The organism is Cellulosimicrobium arenosum, assembly GCF_014837295.1.
GTDB lineage: Bacteria > Actinomycetota > Actinomycetes > Actinomycetales > Cellulomonadaceae > Cellulosimicrobium > Cellulosimicrobium arenosum.
Genome location: NZ_JACYHB010000007.1, coordinates 71,705 through 86,999 on the forward strand (window position 1 = coordinate 71,705; position 15,295 = coordinate 86,999).

At 72.5% G+C, this 15,295-nt stretch carries 11 protein-coding genes; 3 read left to right on the forward strand and 8 right to left on the reverse strand.

Annotation, left to right across the window (positions count from 1 at the left end):
- Positions 1-93: 93 nt before the first annotated feature.
- On the reverse strand, positions 94-1,116 hold the full coding sequence (locus tag IF651_RS10120; protein WP_191828992.1) for a substrate-binding domain-containing protein: 1,023 nt from the start codon (positions 1,114-1,116) through the stop codon (positions 94-96).
- A gap of 161 nt (positions 1,117-1,277) precedes the next feature.
- On the opposite strand from IF651_RS10120, the gene IF651_RS10125 reads away from it, so the two are divergent.
- The gene (locus tag IF651_RS10125) at positions 1,278-2,303 is read left to right on the forward strand and encodes a beta-ketoacyl-ACP synthase III (protein WP_191828993.1); all 1,026 of its coding nucleotides are present in this window, start codon (positions 1,278-1,280) and stop codon (positions 2,301-2,303) included.
- Positions 2,304-2,602: 299 nt separating this feature from the next.
- On the opposite strand, the gene IF651_RS10130 is transcribed toward IF651_RS10125, so the two are convergent.
- The 3 genes from IF651_RS10130 to IF651_RS10140 form a co-directional block, all read right to left on the reverse strand.
- Complete coding sequence (locus IF651_RS10130; protein WP_191828994.1) at positions 2,603-5,257, reverse strand: discoidin domain-containing protein; 2,655 nt, start codon at positions 5,255-5,257, stop codon at positions 2,603-2,605.
- Positions 5,258-5,394: 137 nt separating this feature from the next.
- Positions 5,395-6,708 (reverse strand): DUF1996 domain-containing protein, encoded by a 1,314-nt coding sequence (locus IF651_RS10135; protein WP_338403893.1) that lies wholly within the window; start codon positions 6,706-6,708, stop codon positions 5,395-5,397.
- A gap of 214 nt (positions 6,709-6,922) precedes the next feature.
- Entirely contained in the window at positions 6,923-9,208 is a 2,286-nt protein-coding gene (locus IF651_RS10140; protein WP_191828996.1) for a discoidin domain-containing protein, read from the reverse strand.
- 319 nt (positions 9,209-9,527) lie between these two features.
- Between IF651_RS10140 and IF651_RS10145 the strand changes: the two genes are divergently transcribed.
- Both IF651_RS10145 and IF651_RS10150 read left to right on the forward strand, forming a co-directional pair.
- The gene (locus tag IF651_RS10145; RefSeq protein ID WP_338403894.1) at positions 9,528-10,550 is read left to right on the forward strand and encodes a LacI family DNA-binding transcriptional regulator; all 1,023 of its coding nucleotides are present in this window, start codon (positions 9,528-9,530) and stop codon (positions 10,548-10,550) included.
- A 28-nt stretch (positions 10,551-10,578) separates the two neighbouring features.
- Positions 10,579-11,628 (forward strand): aldo/keto reductase, encoded by a 1,050-nt coding sequence (locus tag IF651_RS10150; RefSeq protein WP_191828998.1) that lies wholly within the window; start codon positions 10,579-10,581, stop codon positions 11,626-11,628.
- Here the strand turns inward: IF651_RS10150 and IF651_RS10155 are convergent.
- The 4 genes from IF651_RS10155 to IF651_RS10170 are packed head-to-tail and all read right to left on the reverse strand — an operon-like array spanning position 11,618 to position 15,241.
- Positions 11,618-12,202, reverse strand: a complete 585-nt coding sequence (locus tag IF651_RS10155) for a nucleoside deaminase (protein WP_191828999.1) — start codon at positions 12,200-12,202, stop codon at positions 11,618-11,620. The genes IF651_RS10150 and IF651_RS10155 overlap by 11 nt on opposite strands.
- Positions 12,199-13,188, reverse strand: a complete 990-nt coding sequence (locus IF651_RS10160) for an ornithine cyclodeaminase family protein (RefSeq protein WP_191829000.1) — start codon at positions 13,186-13,188, stop codon at positions 12,199-12,201. Before IF651_RS10160 ends, IF651_RS10155 begins: the two co-directional genes overlap by 4 nt.
- A 41-nt stretch (positions 13,189-13,229) precedes the next feature.
- Complete coding sequence (locus IF651_RS10165; protein WP_191829001.1) at positions 13,230-14,156, reverse strand: ABC transporter permease; 927 nt, start codon at positions 14,154-14,156, stop codon at positions 13,230-13,232.
- On the reverse strand, positions 14,153-15,241 hold the full coding sequence (locus tag IF651_RS10170) for an ABC transporter permease (RefSeq protein WP_206715260.1): 1,089 nt from the start codon (positions 15,239-15,241) through the stop codon (positions 14,153-14,155). Before IF651_RS10170 ends, IF651_RS10165 begins: the two co-directional genes overlap by 4 nt.
- Positions 15,242-15,295 lie beyond the last annotated feature (54 nt).

Consider the following 15,295-nt stretch of genomic DNA (forward strand, 5'->3'; position numbering starts at 1 on the left):
GGCGGGCTCCGCGGTTCGCCGCGGAATGCGCTTTCCCACACTCTACCCGGGGTCGCGGCCAGCGTCTAGCAGGGCAGCGGGTCGCGCACCCGGTCATGGACGGGGCGGTGTCGAGGCACGGACGACGACCTCGCCGCGCACGACCACCTGCTGGGCTGGGTCGTCGGCGAGCGCGAGCCGCGCCGCGGCCGCACCGATCTCCTGGAGGGGGAGGCGGACCGTCGTCAGCCCCGGGACGACGTCGCGCAGCGTCGCGATGTCGTCGAACCCGGCCACCGCGACCTCTGCCGGGACGTCGAGGCCGCCGTCGCGCAGCGCGGCCATGGCGCCGACGGCCATGACGTCGTTGACGGCGACCACGGCCGTGCCCGGTCGCCCACGGAGCACCGGCAGGACGCCGGTCGCCGCACCGTACCCGCCGTCACGCGTGAAGTCGCCTGTGACGACCCGCTCGCCCGGCACCTCGACGCCGTGCGCGGCGAAGCCCTCCAGCAGGCCCTGCGTCCGCTCGTCGGCGGTCTGGTGGCCCACCGGGCCACGCAGCACGACGACGTCCCGGTACCCGAGCCCGCACAGCGCCGCGGCGAGGTCCCGGGCGCCGTCACGGTTGGCGATGCGCACGCACGGCAGGTCGCCGAGCGGCTGCCCGACCGTCGCGACCCTCCCCCCGCCGTCGACGTACCGTGTCAGCGCGGCCGTCAGGACGGCGTCCGACCGCCCTCCGTCCAGCCGGCCGCCCGCGAGGACGATCGCCCGCGCGCGCTGTCGGGAGAGCAGCTCGACGACCTCGACCTCGCGCACGGGATCGGTGCGGGTCGAGGCGAGGGTGACGACCAGGCCCTCCGCCTCGGCGGCCTCGCCCAGACCCGCGGCCACCGACGAGAAGTACGGGTCCGCGATGTCGTGGACCACGAGGCCGAGCGCGCTCGACCGGCCGCGCGCCATCGCCTGCGCGTTCGCGTCCGGCGTGTAACCGAGCCGTGCCGCGGCGTCCCGGACACGGTCGCGCAGCTCGGGACGGACCGTGCGGGTGGCACTTCCGTTGAACGCGCGCGAGGCCGTGGCGAGCGAGACCCCGGCCTCGCGAGCGACGTCGCTCAGGGTGGGGGAGGGCACGAGGCCAGGGTAGAGCCACCACGCCGCGCGCGGCAGGTGCCGCGCGCACGCGCTCGGGTGCGCGGCGGGGCGGGTGACAGGGCCCGGGTGAACACCGGACCGGACGAGAGCCGGCACGGTGCCGCTTGGACGATCCGGCCCGACGGTGAATGATCGGACCCATGCTCACACCAGCCACCGGCGCGCCCGGATCGCGCATCGTCGGCCTCGGTCACCACCAGCCCGAGCAGACGCTGACCAACGACGACATCGCGCAGCGCGTCGAGACCAACGACGAGTGGATCCGGTCCCGCACAGGGATCGTGACCCGGCACGTCGCCGACGACGGGACGACCGTCGCGGACATGGCGGTCGGTGCCGCACGGCACGCCCTCGACGACGCGGGCGTCGCACCGGCCGACGTCGACCTCGTGATCGTCGCCACGACGACCGCGCAGGACCGCTCGCCCAACACCGCGGGACGGGTCGCCTACCACCTGCGCACCGGCGTCATGCCCGGTCAGTCCACGCCGGAGGAGGCCTCCGAGCTCGACCTGCGCGGCGTCGTCGGCCCCGCGGTGATCGACGTCAACACCGCGTGCTCCGGGTTCGCCCACTCCGTGGCGCTCGCCGACCAGGCGATCCGGGCCGGGTCGGCCCGTACCGCCGTGGTGGTCGGCGCGGAGAAGCTCACCGCGTTCACCGACTGGACCGACCGCAGCACGTGCATCCTGACCGCCGACGGCGCCGGTGCCGTCGTGCTCCAGGCGAGCGACGAGCCCGGGGTCGGGCCCGTGAGCTGGGGCTCCGAGCCCGACCTGACACCAGCCGTCCTCATCGAGGCGCCCGGGGAGAAGTTCGCCCAGGACGGGCGTGCGGTGTTCAAGTGGGCCATCACGCGTGCTGCCGAGCGGGCTCGGATCGTCGTCGAACGCTCCGGGATCGCGCTCGAGGACGTCGAGGTGCTCGTCGCGCACCAGGCGAACCTGCGCATCATCGAGCCGCTCGCGAAGGCGCTGGGCCTGGAGGACCGCGTGGTCGTGACGGACATCGTCGAGTCCGGGAACACGTCGGCCGCGTCCATCCCACTCGGGCTGTCCAAGTGGTGGCACGCGGGCAGGATCCCGGCGGGTGCCCCGGCGCTGCTGTTCGGGTTCGGCGGCGGGTTCGCGTGGGCGGGGCAGGTCGTGGAGACGCCTGCTCGCTGATGGGTGCCGGGTGCGGGGTGCCGGCGGCCGGGCGGCTGCGTTCGGCCGCCGGCGGAGCGAGGGTGGGGCGGGTCTACCATCCGCCCGCTCGGTCCTCGCGGGCTCCCGCCAGGCCCGCCACGACCCGCCCCACCCTCGCTCCGCCGTCGGCCTTCGTCGTCGCGTGACGTCGCGTCGCTCCCCGTCGTCGCGTGGCGGCGCTTGCGACGAGATGCGGGTCGTGCCCGTCGACCGGTGTCGGTGACGGCGACGACCCGCATCTCGTGACTGTCGTGGCGGCTCGGTGGGTTACCAGGGGATCACGGGTAGCTCACCACCTTGGCGGGGACGGTCTCGGTGCCGCTGGCCTGCGGGCCGGTGCCGTTGATGACGTGGGCGTAGGTACCCGCGCCGCCGAGGGAGACGGTGAGGAGGGAGTGCATCCTCACGCCCGGCACGTCCGGGACCTCGAAGCCGTTGTCGACGGTGATCGAGGCGTCCGTGGTGAAGACGCAGTAGGAGCCCAGGCCCCATGCCTCGTGCTGGGTGACGTCGTCGGTGACCTTGTAGGCGGCGTAGCCGCGGATGCCGTCGTGGGTCCAGTCCTCGACGCTGGGCGGGTCGTAGGGGAGCTCGTTCTGGTAGAAGATCGTGCGTCCGTTCTCACCGTTCCACAGGGTGTTGTACTTCTGGTAGTGCTCGACGAAGAGTCCGTAGGCGTCGACGTCGTCCCCGTTCACCACGAGGCCGTAGTCGGCGGTGTTGACGTTCCAGCCGATCCCGGCGCCGTGGTCTCCGCGCCACGACCAGATGTGGTCGATGATCGTGTCGTCGGCGTTGATGACGATCGCGCTGCCGACCTTGCCGGCGACCGCGCCGCCGACGCGCACGAACACGTCCTGGATGGAGATCGGGTCGTCGGCGTGGTCTGCCGTCGAGCCCTCGGTGCCGACGGTGAGCATCGTCGGGGACTTCGTCTCGCCAGCGTCGAACAGGATGCTGGCGACCTTGACGCCGTCGACGTCGCCGACCCGCATGGCGGTCTGGCCGGCGTCGGGGACGATGGTCGCGTAGCCGAGGCCGAGCACGACGGTGTCCGGGTTGTTCACCTCGATGGTCTCGTCGAGGTGGTAGATGCCCGGGGTGAGCAGCAGGTGCAGCCCCTGGTCGAGCGCGGCGTTGATGCGGTCGGCGCTGTCGCCGGGCTGGGCGACGTAGAACTCGTCGAGCGGGATCGAGGAGCCCGGCGTGGACCCGTTCTTCCACGTGGCGCCGCGGGTGCCGTCGCGCAGCTCGGGGACGAAGACGGCGTAGTCGTCGCCGTCGAGGTAGAGGTAGGGCTTCTCGCGGATGACCCCGGTGGTCGCGAGCGTGGTCACGGCGGGCTCGGGGAACGAGGTCGCCGGGGCGTTCTCGGTGCCGGAGAACACCATGTTCCACAGGGTGCCGTCCCAGCCACCGGTCAGCGTCGAGTCGCGGGTGTACCACTGCTGCTGGGTGTAGCCGCGGACCTGGCCGTCGACGACGGAGTCGGCGATGTATCCGCCCGACGCCCAGCCGTAGCGCGAGGAGTGCAGCATCATGTTGCCCTTGACGTGGACCCGGCGCATGGGAGCGGCCTGGGAGACCGCCCAGCGCATGTCGCCGCCGGTCGGGGTGACCGCGAGGTTCTCGACGGAGCGCCAGAAGTTCTGCGTCGCGTTGCCCTCGAACCACTCCGCGTCGGCCCAGATCCCGCCGGTGATGTTGACGTCGTCCGGGTTCTGGCCGAGGCCGTTGACCGAGGTGTTGAACCCGACGTTCGCGTGCACGGGGTAGGTGCCGGGCTCGAACAGGAACTGGTCGCGTCGCTGGCCGAACTGGTTCGTCTCCTGCTCGGCGTACGCCTCGTCCAGCGAGGCCTGGATCTGGTCGACCGGGGTGTCCGGCCCGAACACGTGCACGTTCGGACCCAGGTCACCACCGCCGTCGATCTCCGCACCGGGGTCGGTGGGATCGGTCGGGTCCCCCGGGTCGGTCGAACCGTTCGTGAGCACCCTCAGCTCCCAGAGCGAGTAGCCGTACCCGGTGCCGCGCTGCGAACCGACGAGCCGGACGTAGCGGCCCGAGCCGTCGACGTCGAGCGCCTGCTTCCCGCCGGCCCCGTCCGTGACCGTGCGCACGGTGCTCCAGGTGTCGCCGTCGTCGGACGCCTCGATCGTGAAGCCCTTGCCGTACGCGCCCTCCCAGTCGAGCTCGACACCGCAGAGGTCCTGCACGGACCCGAGGTCCACCTGGATCCACTGGGCGTCGGAGAACTCGCTGCCCCAGCGGGTGTCGGCCTTGCCGTCCACGGCCAGGGCGGCGGAGTACGCCCCCTCGGCCGACGAGGCCGTGGCCGTCGCGCCGAGCGCGGCGTTCGCGTCGCAGTCCTCGTCGGGCTGACCGCCGTCGTCGTCACCGCCGTCACCGGGTTCGTCGTCGGGCTCGCCGTCGGCGCCGACGGTGCCGAACACCTCGAGCTCCCAGAGCGAGTAGCCGTAGCCCGTCCCGCGCTCCGTGCCCAGGACACGGACGTACCGACCCGTCCCGTCGACCTCGATCGACTGCTCGCCGCCGGCACCGTCGGTGACGGTGCTCAGCGTGCGCCAGGTGGTGCCGTCGTCGGACGCCTCGATCCGGAAGCCCTTGCCGTACGCGGCCTCCCACGTCAGCGTGACCGAGGAGAGGGTCGAGACCTGGCCGAGGTCGACCTGCAACCACTGGCCGTCGGAGAACTCGCTGCTCCACCGCGTGTCGAGGTCGCCGTCCACGGCGCGCGCGGCGGCGTAGTCGCCCTGCACGCTCGACGCGGTGGCGGCCTTCCCCCGGGAGAGGTTGACGGGCTCGTCGTCCCCCGGTGCTGCGATGGCCACCATCGGCGTCGCCACGCACGCCGCGGTGAGCGCGGCGGCGAGCGAGACCAGACGGCGTCTCGGAATCGTGCTGAGATCCATTGTCCTGCCTTCTTCGTGTCGGGACGGTCGTGGGGATCGCCGTCCGGCCGGTTCCGGGCACACGCGTGCCCGCGGTGCGGCGCCGGGGCCTGGTCGTCAGGCGGCCCGGCGCCGTACCGGTGGAGGGTCGTGCTGGGTCAGTCGACGAGCTCGTAGTTCTCGTCGAGGACGGTGCCGCGGTGGGGCTTGTAGAGGTCGTACCCGCGGGGGTTGCACTGCAGACCGCCGTTGATGCACTGCTCCACGAGCCGGTCGAGGACCTCGGGCTCCCAGGCGTTGACGAAGTCGTAGTGCCACGACTGGTCCGACCCGCTCGCCAGGTGCACGTCCGTGAGGTCGCCGCTGACCGGCCAGGCGATCTTGAACTCGAGCATCGGGACGGCGACGGGGTGCGACAGGGGGCACTGGCCGTCGACGGGGTAGGCCATGTGGGTCTGCATCATGCCGCTCTTGAGGTGGACCCCGTCCCAGCAGCTCGGCGCCTGGTAGCGGACGTTGAGCTGGGTGCCCGGGTCGCAGTAGTCGGGGATGGACCAGCTCTTGGAGATCTCGCCGCACTCGAAGCCCTCGACAGCGCCGGGGGCCGTGCGGAAGTCCTCCTCGGTGGCCATCATGTTGCCGGCGATGAGCTCGATGCCGGCCGGGAAGGGCTGGACCTTGGTGTAGTCGTCGATGCCCGACTTGTAGTAGATCGTCATCGGGATGTCCGGGGCGATGCGCTCGTCGCCCTTGTACAGGGTCGGGAACCAGTAGGCGGAGTGGTCCTGCGGGACCGTGCACGACGACTCGTCGCTCGCGAGCAGCGACTCGGACGTGGAGAAGGCATCGGTCGCGTCGTTGCCGACGAACGTGTGCATGTGCGACCTGCCCGGCTCGCCGGGGAAGACGATCGGGTCGTCGGGAGCGAAGTGCGAGAACGAGCAGTTCGCCTGGAACTCGTGGTGCGTGACCTCGTCGTCCCACTCGGGCGGGTCCACCGGGTCGGTGGCCTCGCCGTCGCCGAACACCTGGAGCTCGAATACCGAGTACCCGTACTGGGTCCCGCGCTGCGTGCCGACGAGCTGGACGTAGCGTCCGGAGGTGTCGACGTCGTACGACTGGTCGCTGCCGTTCCCGTCCGTCACGGTCGCGACCGTGCTCCACGTCTGGCCGTCGTCGGACACCTGGAGCGTGAACGCCTTGCCGTACGCAGCCTCCCAGTCGAGGTCGATGCGCTCCAGGTCGTGGGACTCGCCCAGGTCGACCCGGAGCCACTGGTCGTCGCCCGGCTGGCTCGCCCAGCGGGTGGAGCGGTCGCCGTCGACGGCGAACCGTGGGCCGAGGCCGCCCGACTCGGAGCTCGACGCGGCGGTGAGCGCGCCCTGCGAGAGCAGGGTTCCGGGCGCCGCGACCGCGACGGTCGCCGCGCCGAGCGACGAGGCGACCAGCGCTGCAGCAGCGGTGGCGGCCACGGTGCGCGCCCGTCGTCGGGCCCGAGGGGCGGGTGGGGCAGGGGTGCGAGGGGAGTCCCCGGGCTCCCGGGGGATGTCGGTGGTGCGGTGAGTCGTGCGCATGGCGTCCTCCGTCGACGTCGTCGTCAGGTGGTGCGCGTGCCCGGTCCTCGATGACCGGGCACGGGATCGGGCGGGGGTGGCGGGTGCTGGACCGCCACCCCCGCGCGCGTGCTCAGCTCTGGTAGATGCCGAGCTCGTAGAGCGAGTAGCCCCACTCGGTGCCGCGTTCCGTGAGGTTCAGACGCACGTAGCGGCCGGTGCCCGAGACGTCGACGTCGTCGACGCCCCCGTTGCCTCCCGTGACCGTCTCGACGGTGGTCCAGCTCGAGCCGTCGTTCGAGGTCTGCACCTCGTAGGACTTCCCGTACGCGGCCTCCCAGACGAGCTGGAGGTGGTCGAACGACTGCACCGAGCCGAGGTCGACCTGGTACCAGGCGGTCGCCCCCCACTCGCTGGCCCACCGCGTGCCCTGATCGCCGTCGATCGCCCGAGCGGGCGAGTAGTCGCCGTTCCAGGGGTCGAAGCTCGACGCCGTCGCGGTCTTGTCGAGGGCGATGTTCGTGCCGTCGACGTCGGGCGCCACGACGCGGAACGACCTGGTCTCGACGCCGACGTTGCCCTGGCCGTCCTCGGCCCAGACGTACACCTTCCAGACCCCGAGCCGCTCCGGCGCCGTCGCGGTGAACCGTCCTGGACCCGTCTGCGTCAGCTCGGTCCACTCGAGACCGCCCGCACCGTCGATGTACTTGCTGTTGAAGAACCCGACGTAGTTGATGGGGTCGCCGTCCGGGTCGCTCACGTCCAGCTCGACCGACAGGGTGCTCCCCGCGACGACGTCCGTGGCGCCGGGCACCCGCATGCTCGTGATGCGCGGCGGCGTGTTCAGGGCGCTCGTGTCGACACCCCAGGCCTTCGCGATCGAGTAGTAGCTCAGACGCTTGTTGTCGCCCGGGTTGACGTTGAACCACACGCCGCCGAAGTCCCCCTCGGTGCCGTAGTGGAAGAACGTCGCGCCGAGGGCCTTGCCCTCGTGGTCCATGAGGCACTTCCACGAGCGGACCAGCGCGTCACCCTTCTCGATGTCGCCGGGCTCGTCGGGGACTCCGTTGGCGTCGTCCTCGACCTCCCACTCACCGGCGGCGCCGCCCTCGGTCAGGACGTAGGGCTTGCCGTAGTCGCCGGCCTCCCAGTTCTCGGCGATGTTGCACACGTCGCCGTAGGCGTTGATCGACAGCAGATCGAGGTCGGGCGCGTTCTCGTCCAGGTACGGCCACGCGCCTGCCCAGGCGTCGGTGTTGGTCGTCGGGTGGTTCGGGTCGACCGCGTGGATCGCCACGCTCACCTCGTTGACGAACGACGCGTACGCGTCACGGATCTCCTCGAGCTCGGTACCCGAGTAGCAGTTCTGGAGGCCGAGGATCGACTCGTTGCCGATGTTCCACATGAGGACCGACGGGTGGTTCTTGTAGGTCTCGACCCAGCGGAGGATGTCGGCCTTGGTGTCGGACTTGTACTGCGCGTCGGTGCGGTAGTCGATGCACCCGCCGGAGCCGGGGCCACCACCGGGCAGGAGCCAGAACCCCATGATGACGCGGACGTCGTTCGCCGCCGCCGAGTCCAGGAGCTGCGCCGTGTCGGCGCCGGTTCCCCAGGTGCGCGTCGTGTTGGCGTTCATGCCGGTCAGCCCGGGCATGTAGTGGTCCGCCTCGGCGAACGACGGTCCCCACGTGAACCCGCGCACGGTGTACGGCTGGCCGTCGACCTCGAGGTTCCAGCTGCCGTTCCCCCCGACGACCTCGACGTGGCTCGCGCCGGAGTCCTTGACCGGCACGTTCGGATAGCCCGGGTCGACGTAGTCGGGGTCGACCGGGTCACCGGGGTCCGTCGGGTCCGGGTCCGGGTCCGGGTCGGTGGGGTCGGTGGGACCACCGGCCTCGCCGAAGACCTGGAACTCCCACAGCGAGTTGCCGTAGCCGCCGTTGCGCGCGGTGGACAGGACACGGACGTACCGGCCCTCGCCGTCGACGTCGAGCACGTCCGTGCCGCCGTCTCCCTCCGCCGTGGAGTACAGCGTCTCCCAGGACGAGGCGTCGTCGGAGACCTGGATCTCGTACGTGGTCGAGTAGGCGCCCTCCCACGCGAGCTCGACGCGGTCGATCGTCGCGTCCTGCTCCAGGTCGACCTGGAGCCACTGCGGGTCGCTGAAGGCGCTCGACCAGCGCGTGTCCATCTTGCCGTCGACGGCGGCGCTCGCGGGCGTGTAGTCGGAGTTCTCCACGGAGGATGCCGTGGCGGGGCGCCCCTGCGAGAGCAGGCCCGACTCTGCCTGGGCCGCCGTCGCCGGTACGACGAGCGCCGCGGCCGCGAGCACGCCTGCGGTCAGCGCGGCGGCTGCCGCCCGTGGTGTGGGTCTTGCGTGCCGGCGCGCCTTCGCGCTGCGGTGTGATCTGGTGCTCATCGTGATTCGTCTACCTCTCCGTCCGCCCCGCACCAGGTCCAGGTACGGGGCACGGTTCCTCTTCGAGCCGGGCGGCGCGACGCTCCGGTGCGTCGCGGTCAAGTGGGAGAGCGCTCTTACCCAAGCCCTGAGTTTTCACCCGCTCGGGGCGGGTGTCAAGAGGAGTGCTGACAGTCTAGTAACTAAAAAATGCCCTAAACCACTCTAAAAGGTTGCCGTCCCGGATCCTCCAAGCGATGGGGCGGCGCGAGAGCAGCATCTCGGGAAAACGCTCTTACCCTGCTATCGTCGTCGGGTGAGCGAGGATCTACGGCGATCTGTGCCGACGCTGGAGGACGTGGCCCGCGTCGCGGGCGTCTCCCGTGCCACCGTCTCCCGCGTCGTGAACGGCAAGCGCAAGGTCGCCCCCGCGGTCCAGGTGACCGTCCTGGAGGCGGTCGCAGCGACGGGGTACGTGCCCAACCGGGCCGCGCGCTCGTTGGTGACCCGGCGGACCGGGACGGTCGCCGTCATCGTCTCCGGTGCGGAGCCCGAGCCCGAGGACGACCTGTACCTCCCGGGGATCCTCGCCGACCCGTTCTTCGGCCGTGTGGTGGGCTCGTTCGTCCGCTCGCTGCGACCGCACGACGTGCACCCGGTGCTCATGGTGGCCGACAACGACGAGACGCGACGCCAGGTCGAGTCGTACCTCCGGTTCGGCAACGCCGACGGCGCCCTCCTCGTCACCACGGACGCCGACGACCCGCTGATCGAGCAGCTGATGGCTACCGGCCGGCCGACCGTCCTGTTCGCCCGACCCGCCCATCCGATCCCCGTGAGCTATGTGGACGTCGCCAACGCCGACGGCGGCCGGCTCGCAGCAGAGCGCCTGCTCGAGCGCGGGTGCCGCCATCCCGGCGTCGTCTCGGGTCCCCTCGGGGTCCCGGCCGCGCGGTCTCGGCTCGACGGCTACTGCGACGCCCTCGCCCGACGGGGGCACGCCTACGTCCCGCAGGTCGAGGGGAACTTCACGTTCGAGAGCGGGGAGGCCGCGATGGCCCGGCTGCTCGACCTCGCCCCGGACGTCGACGGCGTCTTCGTGGGCAACGACGTCATGGCGCAGGGCGCCATCCAGACCCTGCGCGCACGCGGGAGAGCGGTCCCGGACGACGTCGCGGTCATCGGTTTCGACGACAGCTCCGTGGGGACGTTGTCGCGCCCGACGCTGACCACGGTGCGCCAGCCGGTCGAGGAGATGGCCGCCGAGATGGCCCGGATGCTCCTCGAGCAGGTGGACGCGGGCGAGCCCGCCGTGACGTCGGCCATCTTCGAGCCGAGGCTGGTCGTCCGCGAGTCGGCGTAGCCGGCTCGCTGCACGGCACAATGGGCGCATGCCTCTCACTCCGCGCTATCTCGCCGCCGCCGACCGCTACGACTCGATGGCCTACCGCCGTACCGGTCGGAGCGGACTCGACCTGCCGGTGATCTCCCTCGGGCTCTGGCACAACTTCGGTGACACGACGCCGTTCGAGACGCAGCGCGACGTCCTGCGGCGCGCGTTCGACCTGGGTATCACCCACATCGACCTCGCGAACAACTACGGACCGCCCTACGGGTCGGCGGAGGAGAACTTCGGCCGCCACCTGGCGCAGGACCTGGGCGCCTACCGCGACGAGCTCGTCATCTCCTCCAAGGCGGGCTACGACATGTGGCCCGGCCCGTACGGCGACGGCGGGTCCCGCAAGTACCTCGTCTCGTCGCTCGACCAGTCGCTGCGCCGCACGGGCCTGGACTACGTCGACGTCTTCTACCACCACCGTCCGGACCCGAGCACCCCGCTCGAGGAGTCGATGCAGGCGCTGCACGACGTCGTCCGGGCGGGCAAGGCCCTCTACGTGGGCGTCTCCAACTACTCGCCGCAGCGCACCCGCGAGGCGGCGCGCATCCTGGCGGACCTCGGCACCCCGCTGCTGATCCACCAGCCGAGCTACTCGATGCTCAACCGGCACATCGAGGACCCGGCCCACGAGGACCGCTACGACGGCGTGCAGCAGGAGTCGTTGCTCGATGTCGTGGGCGAGCTGGGCATCGGCACGATCGTCTTCTCCCCGCTCCAGCAGGGCCTGCTCACGGACAAGTACCTGTCCGGCTCGGCCCCGGAGGGCTCGCGGGCCGCGCGGGCCGACTCACCGTTCCTGTCGGAGCAGAACCTCGACGAGGGCTACCTGGACCGAGCACGCGCCCTGAACGAGGTCGCCCTCGGACGGGGCCAGTCGCTCGCGCAGCTGGCGCTGTCGTGGGTCCTGCGCGACGAGCGCGTGACGTCGGCGCTCGTCGGCGCGAGCAGCGTGCGCCAGCTCGAGAACAGCGTCGCGGCACTCTCGGCGGCGACGTTCGCGGACGACGAGCTGGCCACGATCGAGTCCGTGCTCACGAGGTAGTGCCTCCCGGCTTCTCCCTCGGCGGAACGGGGTCCTCCCTCGCGGGGCGCGGCAGCGTCCCGCGGAAGGGGGTGAGTCCCTCCTCGCCCAGCGCGGGGCCGACGACGTCGATCGTGACGTCCGACGCCGCGACGACGTCGGCGCACCGCAGCGCGAACGACGGAGAGGCGGCCACGACGCGGCGGATGTCGGGGGCCGACGTGCCGAACACGATCCGTCCCACGCCGGCCCACACCAGCGCGGCGGCGCACATCGGGCACGGCTCGCCGCTCGCGAACATCGTCGCACCGACGGCTGCGGCGCGGTCCTCGCGCGCGACGGCGCGCACCGCGTCGAGCTCTGCGTGCGCGGTCGGGTCGCCGCTCCGGGCCACGGCGTTGCGCCCGGTCGCCAGGATGCGGCCGTCCGCGGCGACGAGCACCGCGCCGAACGGTCGGTTGCCCTCGGCGAGGGCTGCGTGCGCGAGCCGCAGCGCGGCGTCCAGGTGCGTCCGGTCCGTGACCGAGAGGGACGCGGTGCGCGCCGCGCGGACGGCGGGGTCGGTGGAGGTGCCGTCGGGCACCGTCGCGCTCATGCCGACAGCTCGACGGACAGCCCGCGACCGGACGCTCGCGCGGCGTCCACCAGGAGGCGTCCGATCGCGACGTCGAGGATGCCGAGCCCGACGGAGTCGAACAATGTGACCTCGTCGGGAGAGCGGCGACCGGGCTCGCGGCCCGCGACGACGGCGCCGAGCTCGAGCCGGCACGCGGTCTCGTCGATCGCGCCCTCCGCGATCGCGAGGACCGCGTCGCCGGACTCGTGCAGCGCCGTCGACACCGAGTCGACGACGACACGCGCCCGGGCCATCGCAGCGCCGTCGACCTCGCGGTGGTCCGGTCGGGGTGGAGCACCCACGACGTTCAGGTGCAGCCCGGGGTGCAACCATGCTCCGCGCACGACGGGCTCGCGGGCAGGCGTGAGGGTGCACACGACGTCGGCGGACCCGACGACGCACGCGGGGGAGTCCGCACGCGTCACCGTGAGGTCGGGGTGCCGGGCCGCGGTGCGCTCGGCGAAGGCCTCCACGGTCGCGTCCGACCGCGACCACACCAGGACGTGCTCGAGCGGACGCACCTCCGCGATCGCGCTCACGTGCTCGAGCGCGAGCCCGCCGGCGCCCACGAGCCCCAGGACGCGCGCGTCCGGGCGTGCCAGCCAGCGCGTCGCGACCGCGCTCGCCGCCGCGGTGCGCAGCCGCGTCGGGTGGCCACCGTCGAGGATCGCGACGGGCGCGCCGTCGTCGGCGTCCGCGAGGACCAGCACGGAGCGCTGCGCGGGCAGCCCGCGCTCGCGGTTGGCCGGGATGTCCGCGAGAAGCTTGGACCCTGCCAGCCCGGCGCGCGGCGAGACCGCGGTCATGGGCAGGAAGTGGGCCCGCTCGTCCATCGCGGCCACCGCGAGCGGCGCCTGCGCGGCCCTGCCGTCGGCGAGATCGGCGAACGCGTGCTCGACGACCTGGACCACCTGGGCGGGCGTCACGAGCCCGGTCAGGTCGGAGCGGGTGAGGACGAGCGGCACGGTACCTCCTGGGGTCGGGCGGTTCGGGGGAGTCCGGTGGGTCACGTCGCCCGCCCGAGCCGGACGAACGGCTTCGTCAGGCCGCTGGGTGGGCGACTGTGGCTGACCAGGCCCGCGACCGCGAGCAGCGCGAGCACGTACGGGAGCATGACGAGCAGCGCGAACGGCACGTCCACGCCCAGTGCGGGCAGGGTGAACTGCAGCGCCTGTGCGAGCCCGAACACGAGCGCCGCGACGGCCACCCCGACGGGACGCCAGCTGCCGGCGATGACCGCGACGACCGCGAGGTAGCCGACGCCCGCCGTCATGTTGTCGGTGAAGGTGTGGACCTCGGACAGCGCGAGCTGCGTACCGGCCAGTCCGGACAGCAGCCCGACGACCAGGACGGCGCCGAACCGGACCCGCAGGACCGCGATGCCTGACCGGTCCGCGCTCGCGGCGTCCTCCCCGGCGGCGTCCACGGCCAGGCCCCAGCCGGTGCGGCGCGACGTGAGCACCCCGAGGACCACGACGGTGGCGATCAGCGCGTACGCGAGACCGGTCTGGCGGAACAGCACGGGGCCGATCACGGGGATCTCCGACAGCACCGGGACCGCGACGCGGGCGAAGCCGGGGACCTCCGTGCCGCGCTCGAGGAGCAGCCGGGCGCCGAAGGTCGTGCCGGCGAGCGCGAGCGCGTTCGCGGCGATGCCCGTGACGATCTGGTCGGCACGCAGCGTCACGCTGAGGACTGCCTGCAGGACTCCGACGAGCAGGCCGGCGAGCGCCCCGCACGCGACGCCGACGAGCGCCGACCCGCTCGACGTCGCGCCGACCACCGCCGCGAACGCGCCCGTGAGCATCATGCCCTCGACGCTCATGGTCAGGACCCCGGCGCGCTCGCCGACGAGCTCGCCGCTCGCGGCTACGAGGACGGGGACGGCGAGCGCGATGCTCGCGACGAGCAGGTCCGTGAGGGTGAGCATCATGACGAGACCTCCGTCCGGGCCGTGGCGGTGCTGCCCAGGGCGGTGCGGGGCGCCGCACGCCGGCGGGTGCGTGAGCGGCGTACGGACCAGATCGCGGTGCCCGCGACGCCGATGATGATGAGGCTCTCGGTGATCTGTGTGATGGACGCGGGGACGCCTGCGGCGAGCTGGAGGTTGATCCCGCCCGAGACGAGGAACCCGAGCGCGGTGGCGATGCCCACGGCGGCGGTGAACGACCCGCGTGCGAGCAGGCCGACGACCAGCCCGGAGAAGCCGTACCCGGACGAGAGACCGTCGTCGAGCACGTGGGGGGCGGACGCGACGAGCACGCCCCCGGCCAGCCCTGCGCCGGCACCGGCGGTGGTCAGCGCACTGAAGCGCAGCCGGTCGACCGGGACGCCGAGGCGCAGGGCGGCCGGTCGGGACTGCCCGACGGCGGCGAGCCGGATCCCCGTCGCGGTGCGGCGCAGGACGAGCGACGCGACGGCCGCGGCGGCGAGCGCCAGCACGACCGCGACGGTCGCGGGAGAGTCCGGCACCCCCAGCAGCGGCAGGTGCGCGGCCTCGACGAGGGGAGCGGACTGCGGGAGGGTCTCCGAGCTGGTGACGGGTTGGCGCAGGAGTGCTTCCTCGTGGACGGCGAGGACGAGCACCGCAGCACCGACGAAGTTGAGCAGGAGCGTCGTGATCACCTCGCTCACGCCTCGCCGCACCGCGAGCCCCGCGGCGATCGAACCCCAGGCCGCACCGCAGAGCGCCGCGACGAGCAGGACGAGGGGGAGCGTCAGGACGGCCGGCACCGACGCGGGGAGCATCGTGCCGACCGCGGTGGCGCCGACGGCACCGAGGCAGATCTGACCCTCGCCGCCGACGTTCACGAGGCCGGCGCGGTGGGCGACGAGGAACCCTGTCGCGACGAGCAGCAGCACGGCCGCGACGTTGACCGACGACCCGATCGCGTACGGCGTGCCGACCATGCCCTCCCAGAGCGCGGCCGCGGCCTCGGCGGGCGTCGCTCCCGCGAGCACCGCGAGGACCGTGCTGATCGCGAGCGCGCCGAGCACGGCGGCGAGGGGTACGAGCACGGGGGCAAGGGAGCGCAGCCGGTCCCCGGTGGCACCTCGGGCGGGACGGGCGGC